18 protein-coding genes and 1 tRNA gene are annotated in these 16,817 nt (G+C 72.1%); 7 read left to right on the forward strand and 12 right to left on the reverse strand.

What is annotated here, in order from left to right:
* Positions 1-67: 67 nt before the first annotated feature.
* Entirely contained in the window at positions 68-367 is a 300-nt protein-coding gene (locus tag AB0C78_RS05450; RefSeq protein ID WP_360742038.1) for a DUF6191 domain-containing protein, read from the reverse strand.
* 193 nt (positions 368-560) lie between these two features.
* On the opposite strand from AB0C78_RS05450, the gene AB0C78_RS05455 reads away from it, so the two are divergent.
* Positions 561-803 (forward strand): hypothetical protein, encoded by a 243-nt coding sequence (locus tag AB0C78_RS05455; protein WP_360742041.1) that lies wholly within the window; start codon positions 561-563, stop codon positions 801-803.
* Between the two features lie 153 nt (positions 804-956).
* Here AB0C78_RS05455 and AB0C78_RS05460 read toward each other — a convergent pair whose 3' ends face one another.
* Positions 957-2,279, reverse strand: coding sequence for a helix-turn-helix transcriptional regulator (locus tag AB0C78_RS05460; protein ID WP_360742044.1), 1,323 nt, complete (start codon positions 2,277-2,279; stop codon positions 957-959).
* A gap of 252 nt (positions 2,280-2,531) precedes the next feature.
* On the opposite strand from AB0C78_RS05460, the gene AB0C78_RS05465 reads away from it, so the two are divergent.
* Positions 2,532-2,825 carry a hypothetical protein gene (locus AB0C78_RS05465; RefSeq protein WP_360742047.1) on the forward strand — a complete coding sequence of 98 codons (294 nt, stop codon included), beginning with the start codon at positions 2,532-2,534 and terminating at the stop codon, positions 2,823-2,825.
* 359 nt (positions 2,826-3,184) lie between these two features.
* On the opposite strand, the gene AB0C78_RS05470 is transcribed toward AB0C78_RS05465, so the two are convergent.
* Entirely contained in the window at positions 3,185-4,186 is a 1,002-nt protein-coding gene (locus tag AB0C78_RS05470) for a pirin family protein (protein WP_360742050.1), read from the reverse strand.
* A 93-nt stretch (positions 4,187-4,279) separates the two neighbouring features.
* On the opposite strand from AB0C78_RS05470, the gene AB0C78_RS05475 reads away from it, so the two are divergent.
* Entirely contained in the window at positions 4,280-4,738 is a 459-nt protein-coding gene (locus tag AB0C78_RS05475) for a MarR family transcriptional regulator (protein WP_151543384.1), read from the forward strand.
* 21 nt (positions 4,739-4,759) lie between these two features.
* Here the strand turns inward: AB0C78_RS05475 and AB0C78_RS05480 are convergent, their stop codons facing one another.
* A complete protein-coding gene (locus tag AB0C78_RS05480) occupies positions 4,760-5,191 on the reverse strand; it encodes a hypothetical protein (RefSeq protein WP_151543385.1) in 432 nt (143 codons plus the stop codon).
* A gap of 164 nt (positions 5,192-5,355) precedes the next feature.
* On the opposite strand from AB0C78_RS05480, the gene AB0C78_RS05485 reads away from it, so the two are divergent.
* Complete coding sequence (locus tag AB0C78_RS05485) at positions 5,356-6,114, forward strand: M15 family metallopeptidase (RefSeq protein ID WP_360742055.1); 759 nt, start codon at positions 5,356-5,358, stop codon at positions 6,112-6,114.
* Between the two features lie 100 nt (positions 6,115-6,214).
* On the opposite strand, the gene AB0C78_RS05490 is transcribed toward AB0C78_RS05485, so the two are convergent.
* The 4 genes from AB0C78_RS05490 to AB0C78_RS05505 form a co-directional block, all read right to left on the reverse strand.
* The gene (locus AB0C78_RS05490) at positions 6,215-6,379 is read right to left on the reverse strand and encodes a hypothetical protein (protein ID WP_190851157.1); all 165 of its coding nucleotides are present in this window, start codon (positions 6,377-6,379) and stop codon (positions 6,215-6,217) included.
* 76 nt (positions 6,380-6,455) lie between these two features.
* Positions 6,456-6,544 (reverse strand) — tRNA-Ser (locus AB0C78_RS05495).
* 39 nt (positions 6,545-6,583) lie between these two features.
* Positions 6,584-6,964 (reverse strand): signal peptidase I, encoded by a 381-nt coding sequence (locus AB0C78_RS05500; protein ID WP_151593987.1) that lies wholly within the window; start codon positions 6,962-6,964, stop codon positions 6,584-6,586.
* A gap of 63 nt (positions 6,965-7,027) precedes the next feature.
* Positions 7,028-9,154 carry an AAA family ATPase gene (locus AB0C78_RS05505; RefSeq protein ID WP_360742059.1) on the reverse strand — a complete coding sequence of 709 codons (2,127 nt, stop codon included), beginning with the start codon at positions 9,152-9,154 and terminating at the stop codon, positions 7,028-7,030.
* 226 nt (positions 9,155-9,380) lie between these two features.
* Here AB0C78_RS05505 and AB0C78_RS05510 point away from each other — a divergent pair, with 226 nt between their 5' ends.
* Positions 9,381-10,337 carry an NAD(P)H-quinone oxidoreductase gene (locus AB0C78_RS05510; protein ID WP_360742062.1) on the forward strand — a complete coding sequence of 319 codons (957 nt, stop codon included), beginning with the start codon at positions 9,381-9,383 and terminating at the stop codon, positions 10,335-10,337.
* A 12-nt stretch (positions 10,338-10,349) separates the two neighbouring features.
* The gene (locus AB0C78_RS05515) at positions 10,350-10,895 is read left to right on the forward strand and encodes a bacterial proteasome activator family protein (protein ID WP_151543389.1); all 546 of its coding nucleotides are present in this window, start codon (positions 10,350-10,352) and stop codon (positions 10,893-10,895) included.
* A gap of 58 nt (positions 10,896-10,953) precedes the next feature.
* Here AB0C78_RS05515 and AB0C78_RS05520 read toward each other — a convergent pair whose 3' ends face one another.
* Complete coding sequence (locus tag AB0C78_RS05520; protein ID WP_360742067.1) at positions 10,954-11,757, reverse strand: Cof-type HAD-IIB family hydrolase; 804 nt, start codon at positions 11,755-11,757, stop codon at positions 10,954-10,956.
* A gap of 242 nt (positions 11,758-11,999) precedes the next feature.
* Between AB0C78_RS05520 and AB0C78_RS05525 the strand changes: the two genes are divergently transcribed.
* On the forward strand, positions 12,000-12,884 hold the full coding sequence (locus AB0C78_RS05525) for a tyrosine-protein phosphatase (RefSeq protein WP_360742070.1): 885 nt from the start codon (positions 12,000-12,002) through the stop codon (positions 12,882-12,884).
* Positions 12,885-12,931: 47 nt separating this feature from the next.
* Here AB0C78_RS05525 and serS read toward each other — a convergent pair whose 3' ends face one another.
* The 3 genes from serS to AB0C78_RS05540 form a co-directional block, all read right to left on the reverse strand.
* On the reverse strand, positions 12,932-14,191 hold the full coding sequence (gene serS, locus AB0C78_RS05530) for a serine--tRNA ligase (RefSeq protein ID WP_360742073.1): 1,260 nt from the start codon (positions 14,189-14,191) through the stop codon (positions 12,932-12,934).
* Positions 14,192-14,321: 130 nt separating this feature from the next.
* Positions 14,322-15,146, reverse strand: coding sequence for a methyltransferase domain-containing protein (locus AB0C78_RS05535; protein WP_360742076.1), 825 nt, complete (start codon positions 15,144-15,146; stop codon positions 14,322-14,324).
* A 98-nt stretch (positions 15,147-15,244) separates the two neighbouring features.
* Positions 15,245-16,816 carry a hypothetical protein gene (locus AB0C78_RS05540; RefSeq protein WP_360742079.1) on the reverse strand — a complete coding sequence of 524 codons (1,572 nt, stop codon included), beginning with the start codon at positions 16,814-16,816 and terminating at the stop codon, positions 15,245-15,247.
* Position 16,817 lies beyond the last annotated feature (1 nt).

Here is a 16,817-nt window from a genome sequence, read left to right on the forward strand (position 1 = left end):
GCGCGGTGATGACGCACCCCACCCCCGGAAATCGACACCCCGTCCGAAGATTCTTCCGAACGCGCGCTCAGGCCTTCCCGCCCGGACGCCGCACGACCGCAGTCCCCGCATCGAGATCGACGCGCCCACGCGGCGGCGCACCGTCGTCCTCCTCGTCCCGCAGCATCAGCGACGAGCGGCGCTGCTCCTGCTGGTGGCGGTGCGTCCCGTGGAAGAAGGCGTCCAGCTCACCGACCGCGACCGCCGTCACCGGCCGTCCCACCTCGTCCCTCCGCCACGGCAGCCGGAACCTGCGATGCGCCCACAACCCCGCCCGATCGAGCACAGCGAACCCGACCAGCCCGATGACCAGCCCAGGAATCGTCAAGAACACAACAAGCGCCACACCCCACCAACGACCGACCCCCACCAACGGTTGCGCTCCCGGACACCCCTGCAGTTGAGTGCCCTTGACAGACCGCCCGCTGGGGCGGCCTGAAACGCAGGAGAGCCGGAGGATTGTGGGCGGCAAGCGCACGACCAGCTTGTGGTTCGACGTCGGTCAGGCGGAGATCCACCGAGTGGCCTTCTCGTTCGACAAGTGGTCGGGGCAGCTGGTCATCACCGTCGACGGCATCCCCGTCACGCAGCAGCTCCGCCTGTTCTCGCTGAGCCTCACCAAGCGCTGGGCCTTGGACGTCGGCGTGCAAGAGCGCCATTCCGTGGTGATCGAGAAGAAACGGAAACTGCTGCTCGCCGGCTTCCGACCGCAGACCGTCCGAGTACTCGTCGACGGCACCCTCCTAACCTCCGCCTCCATGTAACCCGCACGCCGCGAGGGCCCGCGCGCAGCTGCGGGCGTGAGGGGATCTCGTCGCCCGGCGCCGGCACCCCGTCCACGATCTGCTGCCGCAGTTCATCCGCTATGCGCTGGTACGCGGGCTGCGTCACGGTGACTCCAGGCGGCCGGGTACGGGTCAGGCGGCGGAGATGAGTCCGCGGAGCTCTCGCGCCTCCGAAAGGTCGCGCGCGCCATCGGGAAGGGCAGCGAGCACCTGCTCTGCCAGGTGCCGCGTGGCCATGACGGGCCGGGGCCTCCCCTGAAGCGACGCGACGGCCGACCCGGTCCCCTCGCGCACCTCGCCGCGCCTGACCAGGTCGACGGAGCGCATCAGACGCAGGTTGACGATGGGCGCCGCGGCCGTCGGCGGATAGAACGTCTCGGTGTGGTCGACCATCGCCCCCGCTCTTCCATCACCGATGATCGTGTGGACGTATGCCTCATTCCAATGGAGTTGGCTTTCTTGGAATTCGAGGATGGACTGCTCACCGGAGCCGTGCGGTAGGTGCTCGAAAGTACGCTTCAGCATGCCGAGACTGTGACGCGCTGTGGCTATATCACCGTGGGAGGCGGCCATGTAGGCGCTGGCGGCATAAGCCCGCGCGAGGCCGGAGGACGGAGTTCCGTCGGCGATCTGTTCCGCGTCCCTGACCATGGCCATGACGGAATGGTGCGAGCCGCTCGCCCATCCCGCCCACTGCGCCGCCCTTCCTCGGACCCAGACGCGCAGCGTGCGGTCACCGGATGCGTCGGCCGCCCGGCGCGCCGTGTGCCACGTCCGGCGCGCGGCGCGGTCCTCGCCCAGGTTGCCCAGCGCCTCCGCCAGGATGCCCGAGAGACCGGCGCTCACCCGGAGCAGCCCGGCCTGCTCTCGAGGCGGACGCCCCTTCCTGAGGAGTTCGCCCACCGCGACGATGTCCGCGGTCACCGCCGGAACGAATGATTCGAACGGCCGCCGGTAGATCTGATGACCGTACTCGTGGACGACCCGCTCCCATTCCCCGAGATCATCCGCCCGGCCGAGGACGTGGTCGATGCCGGACAGCAGCTCTTCCATTACGCCGGGCGGCACGACGCTCCCCGCGCCGATCGCTGCGATCAACTGGAGTGCGGCGCGCCTTTTCACATCGTCGTCCCAAAGGTCGAGAGCGGGCATCTTGAACGTACCCACCGCGGCCGTGACCGCATCATGACCGTCCGTGTCTCGGGCCGGAGCGGGGAACAGGTCGTCCGGCTCCATGCCGAAGGCGGCGGCGTAGGCGTGCGCCCATTCACGCGGGAAGTGCTTGCCCTTCTCGTGGTCGAGGATCTGGCGCGCGAGGTTGGCCACCGAGCCTCGGCGTAGTCCTGCGGCCTGCATCAGGCGCCGGGCCATCTCGTGCTTGCCCCATCGACGGGCCTCGCGTTCGGCCTGGATGCGGACGGCCCATGACGGACGGGCTTGCTGCTCGCTGGTCATCGTCGTGCCACCTCGCGCTCTGACCCGGAGAACCCGGAGACGGGGGCCTCTCCGGGGCTTCTCCGCCATTCTCCACTGCCATCACACGGGGTGACGGCGATTCACTGTACGAAGCGGGGCGCGCGTCGAGGCTTTGGCGGCCTGGGCGGTGGTCGGGTGATCGGCGCGCGTCTCGTCCTCTGGAGATGAGACGGCCCCGGCGCGGCGATTGCGGCGCCGGCCGGGGCCTGACCAGGAAGTGAGGTCCTGGCTGTGGCGAATCGTACGATCTCCGGCGACCCGCTCGCGGCGTTGGCCGCGCATCTGTCGGCGCATCGGCTCACGGTGGAGCTGACGTCGCGCGGGCTTCGGGTCGTCAATCCGGACGTTCCGGGATGTTGCGACGAGAGCCGCTCCGCGTCCGATCTCATCACGTGCCGTGCGCGAGGTGAGGACTTTGGAACTGCGTGGTTCTGGACGTCGTGGGGCGAGCCGATCGCGCGGGCCGACCGGATCACCGACGCGGCCGTGTTCATTCGCGGCTATCTGACAGGGGCCGGACGGTGACGGCGCCGTGGGCTGTCGTCGAACTCGATCCCGAGAGGGTGGCGGCGGAGTTGGCGCGGCGGTTTCCCGGGGTGTCGGCGTGGTGGGGCGAGTTCACCGGTCGGTGGTGGGCCTTCGCGCGGGACTGGGCGGGGCGTGACCGACTTGTGGAGGCGGCGAGCCCTGCGGCGCTTGCGGAGGTGCTGTGGCAGATCGGGGCGGGACGGCGGCTGCCGTCCCGCACGGTCCAGCGTGCCGATGTGGCGGCTTGTCGACATGTGGGCCGGGCCGGGTCGCGGCGGGGTGGGTGGGTGCGGAGGGTGTTCGGGCTCTAGGTCGGGGCGATGGTGCGGGGACGTTTCCGTCCCCGCACCATCGTTTCAGGACAGGGGCTCGTCGGCCGCCGAGAGGTGCGGGACGGGGACGGTCCCCATGCGGCCCGCCTGGAAGTCCTCGAAGGCCTGGACGATCTCGTCGCGGGTGTTCATGACGAACGGCCCGTAGCGGGCGACCGGCTCGCGGATCGGGAGGCCGCCGAGGATCAGGATCTCCCAGCCGTTCGCGCTGGCGAGCGGCTGCGTGTCGGCGGCGCGGACGACGAGGCCGTCCTGCTCGCCGTGGTGGTGCGAGCCCGCGAACACGGCGAGCTGCCCCTCGTCCAGGCCGATCTGCTCGACGCCGACGGTGCCGCGCCCGGACAGGACGTAGACCATCGCGTTGAAGTCGCGCGGCCACGGCAGGGTGAGCCGGGCGCCCGGCGCGACGGTGGCGTGCAGGTAGTTGATCGGCGTGTACGTGACGCCGGGGCCGTCGTGTCCGGCGAGCGAACCGGCGATCACCCGGACGAGCGAGGAGCCGTCGTCGGCGGCGAGCAGCCTCACGTCCCGGGCCTGGATGTCCTGGTAGCGGGGCTGCACCCACTTCTGCGCGCGGGGCAGGTTCACCCAGAGCTGGACGCCGTGGAACAGGCCGCCCTTGGCGACGAGTTCGGGCGGCGGCTGCTCGATGTGCTGGATGCCGGACGCGGCCGTCATCCACTGGGTGGCGCCGTCGGAGATGAGGCCGCCGCCTCCCGTGGTGTCCTGGTGCTGGAACGCGCCGTCGATGATGTAGGTGACGGTCTCGAAGCCGCGGTGCGGATGCCACGGGGTGCCCTTCGCCTCACCGGGCGCGTACTCGACGGCGCCCATGTGGTCGAGGAGGAGGAACGGGTCGGCGAGTGACAGGTCGATGCCCGGGAACGGGCGGCGGACCTCGAAGCCCTCGCCCTCCAGGTGGCGCTTCGCGGTGACGATCTTCGCGACGCGGCGCCAGTCGGTGCCGGCGTCCGGCAGCAGCGGCAGCCGGGGCAGGGTCAGCGGGTCGGCCATCACGGCTGGCATGGGGTCCTCCGTCCGTCGGTGCCCGTGTGGGGCGGGCGTTGCCCCCTACAATCTAGTTGATGCTTCAACTATTCCCCCGGTATACTGATCCGCATGAGCGAACCACGCTGGCTCGACGCCTCCCAGCAGCGTGATTGGCGGGCCTACGTGGACGGGAGCGTCCGGCTCACCGAGATCATGGACCGCGACCTGAAGACCAGGCACGGGCTCTCGGTGTCGGAGTACGAGATCCTCGTCCGGCTGTCCGAGGCGCCCGGCCACCGGCTGCGCATGGCGGAGCTCGCCGACAACGCGAGCCAGTCGCGCAGCCGGCTGTCGCACACCTGCTCCCGGCTGGAGTCGAAGGGCCTCGTCAAGCGGGACAACTGCGGCACCGACAAGCGCGGCGTGTACGCGCAGCTGACCGACGACGGCTTCGCGACGCTGGAGCGCGCCGCCCGCGACCACGTCGAGGTCGTCCGCGAGTACCTCATCGACGTGATCGAACCCGAGGACCTCGAGGCGATCGGACGCGCGTTCAGCGCCGTCCTCAAGCGGCTCGGCGCGACCTGAGCCGCCGCGGCGCGACCTGAGCTACAGGGTGACCGTCACCCCGGTCAGGAACCCCACCGACACCAGGGTGAGGAACACCCAGGCCAGCATCATCCCGGCGCCGAACGACCGCCACCGGCCGCCGACCTTCCACACCAGCAGCCCGCCCAGCCCGAACGCCAGCACCAGCAGCGTCACGAACTGCGGCAGCAGGCTCGGCCGCCGGCTCATCATCAGCGGCGCGTACATCATCACGAAGTCGACGAACACGAACAGACCGAACCCCGCGGCGATCGCGCCGACCTCCCGGCCGCTCAGCGACCGGGTGCGCTCGGCGAAGTCCAGCGCGCGCTCCGACCGCAGCCGCAGCCGCGGGCGCTCCGCGTCCGCGGCGGGCTCCTCCTGCACGCTCTGCGCGACGGCGAAGATCTCGTCCTCGAGGCTCGGGACGTCCCTCTCCTGCGGATCCGCCATTCCGGCTCCCTGAGGGCCGGCGGATGCCGGGCGACATGCCCGGCGAGGTGGACGACGTTCGCGGCCCGTTCGCCCCGGCCCCTTTCCGGCGGACGCGCCGTCAAACGCACCGTAGCGAATCGGAGGTCCAACGCGAAGGCCATGTGACGTGCGATCCTGCAAAGATGCCAGCTAGAGGGCCACTTCGCAGTGCGGCGTTCGCCGCCGTGTTCATCACCGTGTCGGCCGCCGCGACCGGATGCGGCAACGGATCCGACAACGGGGGCAAGTCCGGGACGGCGACTCCCGCCACGCCGCCCACCGCGTCCGGGACCGCGACCGGCTCGGCGTCGCCGTCCGCGAAGCCGACGAACCAGAAGTTCGCGGCGCAGATCAAGCGCGTCACCGCCGGGGACCTCAAGTACTCCTGGCACCGGGGCTGCCCGGTCGCGCCGTCCGGGCTCCGGATGATCCAGATGAACTACTGGGGCATGGACCACAAGCCGCACGACAACGGGCAGCTCGTCGTCAACGCGAAGGCGGCGAGCGACCTCGTCACGGTGTTCCGGAAGCTCTACAACATGCGGTATCCGATCGAGCGCATGGAGCCGGTCGACAAGTACAAGGGGAGCGACTTCGCCTCCATCGAGGCCGGCAACACGTCGGCGTTCAACTGCCGCAACGCCACCGGGTCCAGCTCGTTCTCCCAGCACGCGTTCGGTCTCGCCGTCGACCTCAACACGTGCCAGAACCCGTACGTGTACGCGGACGGGCACGTCGCCCACAAGAACTGTGCGAAGTACGCGAACCGGAAGAACCGCGATCCCGGTGTGATCCACGCCGGCGACCGGGTGGTGAAGGCGTTCGCGTCGATCGGCTGGGGCTGGGGCGGCGAGTGGAGCGGCGCCCGCGACTACCAGCACTTCAGCAGCAACGGCCGCTGACCGGGACGTGCCGCGGCGGTGGCCGCGCGCAATCGTGTTCCGGGGGCCCGCGCACGGGGGATGGACGCGCCGTCGCGTCCGCGCGGGCGGCTGCCCGGGATCAGACCATCATGAGCGCGATCACGCCGACCACGACCACGACCGCCACGACGGCGAGGCCGACGATGAGGGGCATGTTCGGGCCGGACTTCTCCGCCGGCGCCCGGTTGGCGAAGTTCTGAAACTGGTGGGTGGTACCTGCCGGATCATTCGGTGTCTGCGACATGCCGAAGAGGGTAACGGATGCCTTCCGCCCGATTCGGGCGGTTTCGCGGGTCGGCGTCGCGTCGCGCCGTGTCGAGCGGAGAGTGTGGGATTCGAACCCACGAGGACTGTCCCCAGCCCTGGGCGCTTTCAAGGCGCCTGCACTAGTCCACTATGCGAACTCTCCTCGGCCACGCCCGGGTGGCCACGGCCAACGATAGCGGGCTCATCCGGCCGCCTCGACCGCATATCCCGGGATCGACGGCCACCGGACCGTCATCACGACGGACTCCTCCTCGGCCTGCCACGAGTGGTCGACGCCGCGTCCCCACACGACGTAGTCGCCGGGCTCGGTGAGCAGGACGTCGCGTCCGGGGAACTCCAGCCGGAACCGGCCGCTGATCAGCACGAGCAGCGCGGTGCGCTTCTCCCCGCTGGTCCAGCGCGCGCGCCGCTCGCCCTTGGGGTGGACGCCCCATTTGATCTCGACGTCCTCGCTGTGCCGCAGGTCGCCGGGCGGCTTGAAGTGGCCCAGCAGCCAGCCGCGGTCCCCGGCCGCGTCCGCCGCGGCCCTGCCCACGTAGACGCCCTGGTCGTCGCTCTCCACGGGAGGCGACTCTAGTGGCGGCGGAGCGCGGGCCGGGCCGGGCGGAGCGGTCCGGAGGCCGGGTCAGGCGGAGCGGTCGGGGCGGGGGTAGGCGAAACCGTCGCCGACGATCGCGGCGAGGTTCAGGTACGCCTCGCGCGTCGCCTGCGCGAGCTGCTCCAGCTCCACTTCGGCGCCCTCTTCCAGGTGGTCGTCGTAGGGGATCCGGACGACGGCCCGGCAGCGGCTCTCGAAGTGCGCCTGCAGCTTGTCCAGGTCGACCTGGCTGCGCGTCCGGTTGCGGACCATCGACAGCACCACGACGCCGTTGCGGACGAGGTGGCCGTGATCGTGCGCCTCGAGCCAGTCGAGGGTCGCGCTCGCGGACCGGGCGCCGTCCACCGACGGGGAGCTGACCAGGACGAGCTGGTCGGCGAGCCGCAGCACCCCGGACATCGCGGAGTGCAGCAGGCCCGTCCCGCAGTCGGTGATGCAGATCGAGTAGTACTGCTCCAGGACGGCGGCGACGGCCTCGTAGTCCTCGGCGCTGAACGCCTCGCTGACCGCGGGGTCGCGGTCGGACGCGAGCACCTCCAGGCGCGCGGCGTTCTGCGAGGTGAACGCGCGGACGTCGGCGTACCGCTGGATCTTGTCGCGGCTGTTGAGCAGGTCGCGGACCGTCGCGGCGGTCTCCAGCCGGACCTTGTCCGACAGCGTGCCGCGGTCGGGGTTGGCGTCCACCGCGATGACGGTGTCGCCGCGCATCGAGCCGAGCATCGAGCCGAGGCCGGTCGTGGTGGTGGTCTTGCCGACGCCGCCCTTGAGCGACATCACCGCGACGCGGTGGTGGCCGCCCGCCACGGGCGTGCGCGCGCGGGCGATGAGGTCCTTGCGGCGCAGCTCGCCCTGCGACTCGCCGGGGTGGACGCTGCCGCCGGTGGCCTTGTAGACCGCGCGCCGCCAGCCGGAGGACGGCGCGATGCGGCGCTCGCCGAGGAGGTTCTCGGAGCTGAGGCTGTCGGCGCTCTTCGGGTCGGCCTGCTGCTGTTGCTGCGGCTGGCCGGGGTACGGCTGGCCCGGCGGGACCTGCTGGTACGGGCCGGGCTGGCCCGGCTGCGGGGGCTGGCCGGGCTGCGGGTAGGCGTAGCCCTGCTGCGGCTGGGCCGGGTCGCCGCCCGGCGGCAGCTGCCCGTACGGCCGGCCGGTGGCGGGGTCGATCGGATAGGCCTGGCCCGTGTTCGGGTCGACCATGTACGGCTGGCCCGTGTTGGGGTCGACGGGATAGGGCTGCCCGGTCGCGGGGTCGACGGGGTAGGGCTGGGCGCCCTGGTTCTGCGGGTAGGGCTGCCCGGTGTTCGGGTCGACCGCGTACGGCTGGACGTTCGCGTTCGGGTCCTGCGGGGGCGGGAACGGCTGGCCGTTGGCGTGGGGGTCCTGCCCGAACGGCTGAGCGTTGGGGTCCTGCGGGAAGGGCTGCCCGGCGTTCGGGTCCTGGCCGAACGGCTGCGCGTTCGGGTCCGGCGCGAACTGCTGGGCATTCGGGTCCGGCGGGAAGGGCTGGGCGCCGTTCGCCTCGCCGGGGAACGGCTGGGCGCCGCCCGCGTTCGGGTCCGGCGGGGGCGGGAACGGCTGGTCGGGCAGGTAGGGCGGCAGCTGGTCGAGCGGCGGCGCGCCCTGCCCGTTGCCCGCGTCGTACGGCTGCGGCGGCCCGGTCTCCCAGGGCTGCTGCGGCTCGAACGGCTGGTACCCGCCGGCGTACGGCGGGGGCAGCATGCCGCCCTCGAAGGGCTGCGGCATGGGGCCGCCGTCGTAGGGCGGCAGGTTCTGCGCCGCCCCCGGCGCGGGCGGCGGCGGGCCGAAGTTCTCGGGTCCGAAGCTCTCCGGGCCGAAGCTCTCCGGGGGCTGGAGCGGCGGCGCGGCCAGCCACGGGTTGGCGTTCGGGTCGTGCGGGGGCTGCTGCCCCGGGTCGCCGGGCGCGCCCTCGGGCTGCGCCGCCGGCGGCTGCGCGGGCTGCGCGCCCTGCTGTTCGGGCTGCTCACCCGGCTGCGGGCCCTGCTGTTCGGGCTGCGCGGGAGGCGCCTGCCCGGCCGGCCGCTCGCCCTCGGTGGCGGCCGGCGGGGTGTCGGACGGCCCCGTCGTCTCGCCGCTCATCGCGTCGAGGGAGGCCAGCCGCTCCTCAAGGGAACGCCCGTCGTGCTCGTTCCTCGCCACCGATTTCTCCCCTCGGGCACACCTCTGATGATCATTACGGAGCAGGAGGGCAAAACGACCCCCACGCAGGATACCCGCGCGTCAATACCACGCATCCCGTCCGTAGATCCACTTTTCCCCGGCGGGCCGGGCGGAGGGGCGCGGAGGAGGGCGGGAGGAGGCAGGTCGGCGCGGTGTCCGGCGGCGGCGACGGTGCTCCCGCCCGCCGCCCGGTAGCGTGACCGTTATGCATGCGATCGTGATTCGCGAGCCGGGGGACGCCGACGTCCTGGAGTGGACGCGGGTGCCCGATCCGGAGCCGGGGCCCGGTGAGGTGCTGATCGACGTGGCGGCGAGCGCGGCGAACCGCGCGGACGTCATGCAGCGGATGGGCTTCTACAACCCGCCCGAAGGCGCCTCGCCGTATCCGGGCCTGGAGGTGTCGGGACGGATCGCCGCGCTGGGCGACGGCGTGACGGGCCTGGCGCCGGGCGACGAAGTGTGCGCGCTGCTGGCCGGCGGCGGCTACGCCGAGCGGGTCGCGGCGCCCGCGTCGCAGGTGCTTCCGGTGCCGCGCGGCGTGGACCTCGTGGACGCGGCCGGGCTGCCGGAGGTGGCGTGCACGGTCTGGTCGAACGTGTTCATGCTCGCGGGGCTGAGCGCCGGGGAGACGTTCCTCGTGCACGGCGGCGGCAGCGGTATCGGGACGCTGGCGATCCAGCTGGCGAAGGCGCGCGGCGCGAAGGTGGCGTGCACCGTCGGCAGCGCGGAGAAGGCGGACCGCTGCCGCGAGCTGGGCGCCGACGTCGCGATCAACTACCGCGAGGACGACTTCGTCGAGAGCGGCCCGTACGACGTGATCCTGGACGTGATCGGCGCGAAGTACCTGGAGCGCAACGTCCGGGCCCTCGCGACGGGCGGGCGGCTGATGGTCATCGGGTTGCAGGGCGGGACGAAGGCGGAGCTGGACGTGGGCGCGCTGCTGCGCAAGAGGGCGCTCGTGCACGCAACGGCGCTGCGGTCCCGTCCGTTGGAGGAGAAGGCGGGGATCGTGGCGGCCGTCCGCGAGCACGTGTGGCCGCTGCTGGAGTCGGGGGAGGTCCGCCCGGTGGTCGACCGGCGCGTCCCGATGGCCGACGCCGCCGCCGCGCACCGGCTGATGGAGCAGAGCGGCCATGTCGGCAAGATCCTGCTGACCGTGTGAGATGAGGGAGATATGAGCGAGCCTTCGAAGAACCAGTCGGAACAGGAACCGCACGTGCTCGTGGTGGGGCCGAACGGCATCGCCATGGAGGGCGCCGGCGACGGCGGCGAGCACGAGGGCAAGTCGATCACCGACATGGTCGAGCAGCCCGCGAAGGTGATGCGGATCGGCGGGATGATCCGGCAGCTGCTGGACGAGGTCAAGGCCGCCCCGCTGGACGAGGCGAGCCGCGCCCGGCTGCGCGAGATCCACAAGTCGTCCATCAAGGAGCTGGAGGACGGCCTGGCGCCGGAGCTGGTCGAGGAGCTGGAGCGGCTGTCGCTGCCGTTCGCCGACGAGTCCGTGCCGAGCGAGTCGGAGCTGCGGATCGCGCAGGCGCAGCTCGTCGGCTGGCTGGAGGGCCTGTTCCACGGCATCCAGACGACGCTGTTCGCGCAGCAGATGGCGGCGCGCGCGCAGCTGGAGCAGATGCGCCGGGCGCTGCCCGCGGGCATGATGCCGCAGGGCATGGACCAGCAGGACGACCAGGGGCCCCGCTCGTCCGGCCCCTACCTGTAGGACGCCCAGAACGCTGTCACGACGGCCGCAGCCCCGACGGGCGGGGGTGCGGCCGTCGTCACGGGAACAGGCGTTCCAGGATCCGCGCCACGCCGTCGTCGTCGTTGCGGGACGTGGTGTGCGTGACGGCGGCGAGGACGAGCGGGTGCGCGTTCGCGACCGCGTACGACGTGCCCGCCCAGGCGAGCATCGGCAGGTCGTTGGGCATGTCGCCGAACGCGGTGACGTCGGCGGCGCCGATGCCGTGCTCGGCGCACAGCGCTTCGAGGGCGCTGGCCTTGGTGACGCCGTGCGCGCTGATCTCCAGCAGCCCGCGCCCGGACGAGTGGGTGACGGTGACGAGGTCGCCGACGGCCTTCACGGCCCGCGCGGCGAGCTCGTCGGGGTCGGCGTCGGGGTGGAAGGCGAGCAGCTTGGTGCTGGGCCGGGCGACGAGGTCGGCGCCGTCGACGGGCCGGCCGCCGAGCGCCTCCGCGTCCCAGTTGGACAGGTCGTAGCTGGTCTCGAAGACGAACCCGTCCGGGTACTCGACGGCGAACCGGAAGTCGGGCGAGACGCCGCGCAGCCGCTCGACGGTCTCGGCGAGCACGCCCGGCGGGATCTGCCGGGCGTGCACGACGGTCTCGGTGTGCAGGTCGTAGACGAGGGCTCCGTTCGCGCAGATGGCGAGGCCGTGGTGGCGGACGGCGGCGGCGATCTCCGTCATCCAGCGCGGGGGCCGGCCGGTGACCATGACGAGCATCGCGCCGGCGCGCTCGACGCGCGCGAGGGCGGCGACGGTGCGCGCGGAGATGGTCCCGTCGGAGCGCACGATCGTGCCGTCGAGGTCGGTGGCGATCACGCGCGGCGCAGGTTCGGTCATGTCACCTTCCAGGTCGGCTGGGACTCACCTTAGGCGACGGGTCGGACGCGACATCCGCCCGGTTGCTCCCATCCGCCCCGTGTCCGGGGCCACGCGCGGCGGTCCGGGCGGCCACGGCGTTCGGGCGGTGTTCGCGGCCTGTTCCCGCCATGCCCCTTCCGTCCCGTCCGTCGCGGACCTAGGGTGTGGATCCACCCGAAACTTCTTCACGTTCCTCTCCCCCCGCGTGCGGAAGGCAGCAGATGACCCCCCGAACCCCCCGCCTGGTGTCGGCCGCGCTCGCGGGCGCCGTCGCGCTGGCCCCGTTCACCCTCCCGGCCCCGGCGTCCGCCGCGCCCGCGGCCGCCGCCCGAACCGCCTCCGCCGTCCGCGACGTCGCGGTGGACGGCGCCGTCAACGTCCGCGACATCGGCGGCTACGCGTCGAAGGACGGCAGGCATGTCCGCTACGGCCTCGTCTACCGGTCCGCGTCGCTCAGCAAGGTCACCGCGACCGGCGTCGCGCAGCTCCAGCGGCTCGGGCTGACGGCGTCCATCGACTTCCGCTCGCAGCTCGAGGTCGGCATGTCGGGCGCCGACAAGCTGCCCGCCGGCGTCACGCCCGTCGCCGCGAACATCAACGCGTTCTCGCCGACCCTCCTGACGATGGTCCCCGACCTGCTCAAGGCGATCCTCGCGCAGGACAAGCCCGGCGAGTTCATGGCGCTGTCGTACCGCGGGTTCGTCCACGACCCCGACTCCCGCAAGCAGTTCGCCGCCGCGCTCACCCGCATCGCGTCCGGCAAGGGCCCCGTCCTCTACCACTGCACCGAGGGCAAGGACCGCACCGGCGTCATGACCGCGATCCTGCTCACGATCCTCGGCGTCCCCAAGGACCAGGTGTACAGCGACTACCTGCGCTCCAACCAGGAGCTCGCCGACCAGAACGCCGCCGAGCTCGCCGAGCTGCAGAAGCTCGGCATCGACCCGGCGCTCGTCGAGCCGTTCCTGACCGTCCGCGCCTCCTACCTGGACACCGCGTTCGACCAGATCAAGCGGGACTACGGGACGTTCGGCGCGTTCGTCGCCAAGGGCCTCGGCATCGACGCCGCGACGCAGGCCGCGCTGCGCAAGCAGCTCCTGAAGTAGCGGAAAGGGCCCGTCCGGTGCTCGGACGGGCCCTCCCACACGCGGGATCAGCGCTTGACGGGCTCCAGGACCTCCAGGCCCAGGAACTTCTGCAGCGCCTCCGGGACGCGCACCGAACCGTCCGCCTGCTGGTGGTTCTCCAGGATCGCGACCATCCACCGCGTCGTCGCGAGCGTCCCGTTCAACGTCGCGACAGGCTGGTTCCTGCCGTCGGCGTCCTTGTGCCGCACCGACAGGCGCCGCGCCTGGAACTCGGTGCAGTTCGACGTCGACGTCACCTCCCGGTAGGTGTTCTGCGTCGGCACCCACGCCTCGCAGTCGTACTTGCGCGCCGCGCTCGCCCCGAGGTCGCCCGCCGCGACGTCGATCACCCGGTACGGGATCTCGACCTTCGCGAGCATCTCCTTCTCCCACTCCAGCAGCCGCAGATGCTCGGCGTGCGCGTCCGCCGGATCGCAGTAGGAGAACATCTCCACCTTGTCGAACTGGTGGACCCGGATGATGCCGCGCGTGTCCTTGCCGTAGGAGCCGGCCTCGCGGCGGAAGCACGACGACCACGCCACGTACCGCCGCGGCAGCTCGTCGATGATCTCGTTCATGTGGTACGCGGCGAGCGGCACCTCCGACGTCCCGACCAGGTACAGCTCGTCCTGCGGGAGCTGGTACACCTCGGCGGCGTGCGCGCCGAGGAACCCGGTGCCCTCCATCGCCTCCGGCTTCACCAGCACCGGCGGGTACATCGGCACGAACCCGGCCGCGACCGCCTGCTCCATCGCCAGGTTCAGCAGCGCGTACTGCAGCCGCGCCCCCACCCCGGTCAGGTAGTAGAACCGCGCGCCCGACACCTTCGCGCCGCGCTCCATGTCGATCGCGCCGAGGCTCTCGCCCAGCTCCAGGTGGTCCTTCGGCTCGAAGTCGAACGCGGCCGGCTCGCCGACGTGCTCCAGGACGACGAAGTCCTGCTCGCCGCCGGGCGGGGCGCCCTCCTCGATCAGGTTCGGCACGCCCTTCAGCGCCGCGTCCAGCTCCTCGCCGAGCCGGTCGGCCTCCGCCTCCCGGTCCTTGACCTGCTGCGCCAGCTCCTTCGCGCGGGCCAGCAGCGCCTGCCGCTCGTCGCCCTGCGCCCGCGACACCGACTTGCCGAAACTCTTCTGCTCGGCGCGCAGCTGCTCGAACGAGGTCAGCGCGGAGCGCCGCCTCCCGTCCAGGTCCAGCAGCCGGTCGACGACGGCGTCATCCTCACCGCGGGCGCGCTGCGAGGCGCGCAGCCGCTCGGGATCCTCTCGAAGAGCTCGCAGGTCAATCACAGACCCGAGGCTACCGGCCCCGGGCCCTCCGGCGCGCGCGAGTATCACGGTCCGATCGCCACCGCCCACCGCGCTGCGCTCGGCACTGCTGGCCCACGCGCCGGTCAGCGCAGCGGGCCGCGCGCGCCGGTCAGTGGCGGGCGCTCGCCAGCAGCGCGTGCGCGGGCAGCGCCACCTGCCCGCCGGACGCACCGTCCGCGCCGTCCGGCACGGCGTACCCGGCGACGAGCCGGTCGTACTCCGCCTTGATCCGCGCGACCGTCGCCGCGTCCTGCCGGCTCACCGCGACGCCGTTGCTGCCGACCCGGGACAGCGCGCCCGTCTCCCACCACTCCTCCGGGTCGACGACGTGCTCCCAGGTCACCTCCTCGACCGCCACGTCCGCGAAGCCCGCCTCCGCCACCAGCCGCCGGAACGCCATCGCCTCGCCGTACTCCATGAACGGCGACGGCGGGATGTCGTCCGGCCACGGCACCCCCGCCGCGTCCATCGCGTCCCGGACCACCGCGAGCGCGCCGACGCCCGGCATCACCCAGCAGCTCAGCGCGAGCCGCCCCTCCGGCCGCAGCACCCGCCGCAGCTCGGTCAGCGCCGCGTCCGGCGCGCCGACGTGGTTGATGACGAAGTTGCCGACGACCGCGTCGAACGTCCCGTCCGGGAACGGCACCTCGGGCAGCACCGCCACCCGCACGTCCAGCCCCGGAACGTTCCGCCGCGCCGCCTCCGCCATCCCGGGGTCGGCGTCCAGGGCGGACACCTCCGCGCCGCGCCGCACCGCCTCCGCCGCCACGAAGCCCGGGCCCGTCCCGACCTCGAGCACGCGGGTCCCCGCCGCGACGCCCGCCGCGTCCAGCAGGGGCCCGACCATGTACCGGGTCATCCGGGCGAATCCCCGCTCGTAGGCGGGGGCCCGCCCGGCCCACAGCTCGCGCTCGTAAAGATCGAAGTCAGCCACGACGGCAGCGTACGCCAACCTACGCCCCCGTAACCGGCAGGCCCGACACCCGCTCTGCGCCCGAGGGGCGAGACCGCCTCGACCTCGTCACGCGCCTCTCATTGCACGTCCACGTAGTCGGTGGGCTTGTTGGAGGCGAGGTAGGCGGCGCTGCCGTTGTAAGCGGCCCTCCACGTGCCGTCCTGGGTGGCCTTGAACGTCTTGCTGAACCAGCCGTTGGACGCCGTCTTCACCGTCGCCATCTGCGTCCACTTCGACGACCCCTTGGCCTGGAAGTAGATCGACACCGGCGCGTTCGGCCCCGGCAGCTCCTTGTCCATGTACCGGAACAACTGCCCCTTGACCGTGATGGTCTTCCCCTTCTTCACCGGCTCAGGAGAAGCGTTGAAGCTGTAGATCCAGGTCCGGTAGCGAACGTCGACGTACTGGGGAGCGCTGACGACCGGCGCGTAGTTCGGGCCGCCGGCGAAACGGACCCGCCAGTATCCGTCCTTCTTCAAGGACGCGTCGGAGAGGTAGATCGCCCCGTTGTCCCCGGTCCTGGCCGTGGACGCCTGCCGCCACGTCTTCTTGTCGGTCGAGAACTCCAGCAGCACCGGCCTGTCCGCGAGGCTGACGCTGGAGTAGTCGCGCAGGTAGCCGTAGGCGTACAGCAGAGCGTCGTAACCGACGACCTGAGGCGTGATCCGGAGATCGTCGAACCGGGTCGTGCGCCGGACGTCCAGCCTCCCGAGGTCGGCGGACCCGCCGGTCAGGAAGGCCGTGTCGCTCGTCCCGACGCTCAGCGCGCCGGAGCGCAGCGCCGTGAACCGCAGCTCGAACGTCCCGTCGGCGGCCGTCGCGCCACTGGTCAGGAAGGCGGCGCTCGGCGTCCCGGCGTCGAGGGCCGCCGACACCGTCTGGCCGGGCACGGGAACGGCCCCGGCGGCACCCTGGCGGACCACCTTTCCCCGGACGACGACGTCGGCGCGGTCGGCGTAGGGGTTGATCGAAACGATCTGCCCGGTGGTCACCGTCGCCTGCTTGCGGACGGTCGTGTCCGCCTTCACGGTCACCGGGCAGAGCGCCCCCTGCCGGGGCACCTCGCTCCGCGGAGCCGCCTCACCGGTGGCCTGCTGGACGAACGAGCCGTCCGAGCCCGTCGTCACGTCGGGCCCCGCACCGACGACCCTCGCGCCGGGCGCCGGCTCCGGCTCGACGTCGCGGCTCTTCTGGAGCATGACCCGGCCGCGCAGCGTCACGTCCGGGTGGTCGGCGTCGATGACGGCGGGCGCGCTGGTGAAGCCCTGGATCGTCGTCGTGTAGCAGTCCCAGAACCCGGTGGTCCGCTTCTTCGTGGCCCCGTCCGCCGTGGTGACCAGCACCTCGACGTAGTCCGCCCCGGGTCGGGCCTGGATGTCGGGATGGAACTCGGCATGCCAGACGCCGTCGTTGTCCGTTCCCGCCGTCTGCGTGAACGGGATCGTGGCATAGGGCTCGGCCGTGCTGGAGCCGTACCGCACGTTCGCGTGGACGTCGGTGACGCCGCTCGCCGACTTCGCGGTGACCTCGAACGTGGCGACCCGGGCGGGATCCAGCGGGTCGAAGGTGGTGGTCGCCGTGAGGTCGGTCGCGTCCGCGTGCGCGGCGGACGGAACGAGCGCGGACGCCGCGAGAGCGATGGCCGCCAAG

This window comes from Actinomadura sp. NPDC048394, from assembly GCF_040651755.1.
Classification (GTDB): Bacteria; Actinomycetota; Actinomycetes; order Streptosporangiales; family Streptosporangiaceae; genus Spirillospora; species Spirillospora montaniterrae.

Bases quoted from the DNA above. Each gene is read 5' to 3' on its own strand.
- AB0C78_RS05525 (WP_360742070.1), top strand. From the start codon at position 12,000: ATGACCCCCCGAACCCCCCGCCTGGTGTCGGCCGCGCTCGCGGGCGCC.
- AB0C78_RS05490 (WP_190851157.1), bottom strand. From the start codon at position 6,379: ATGTCGCAGACACCGAATGATCCGGCAGGTACCACCCACCAGTTTCAG.
- AB0C78_RS05520 (WP_360742067.1), bottom strand. From the start codon at position 11,757: ATGACCGAACCTGCGCCGCGCGTGATCGCCACCGACCTCGACGGCACG.
- AB0C78_RS05515 (WP_151543389.1), top strand. From the start codon at position 10,350: ATGAGCGAGCCTTCGAAGAACCAGTCGGAACAGGAACCGCACGTGCTC.
- AB0C78_RS05470 (WP_360742050.1), bottom strand. From the start codon at position 4,186: ATGCCAGCCGTGATGGCCGACCCGCTGACCCTGCCCCGGCTGCCGCTG.
- AB0C78_RS05480 (WP_151543385.1), bottom strand. From the start codon at position 5,191: ATGGCGGATCCGCAGGAGAGGGACGTCCCGAGCCTCGAGGACGAGATC.
- AB0C78_RS05485 (WP_360742055.1), top strand. From the start codon at position 5,356: ATGCCAGCTAGAGGGCCACTTCGCAGTGCGGCGTTCGCCGCCGTGTTC.
- AB0C78_RS05510 (WP_360742062.1), top strand. From the start codon at position 9,381: ATGCATGCGATCGTGATTCGCGAGCCGGGGGACGCCGACGTCCTGGAG.
- AB0C78_RS05460 (WP_360742044.1), bottom strand. From the start codon at position 2,279: ATGACCAGCGAGCAGCAAGCCCGTCCGTCATGGGCCGTCCGCATCCAG.
- AB0C78_RS05475 (WP_151543384.1), top strand. From the start codon at position 4,280: ATGAGCGAACCACGCTGGCTCGACGCCTCCCAGCAGCGTGATTGGCGG.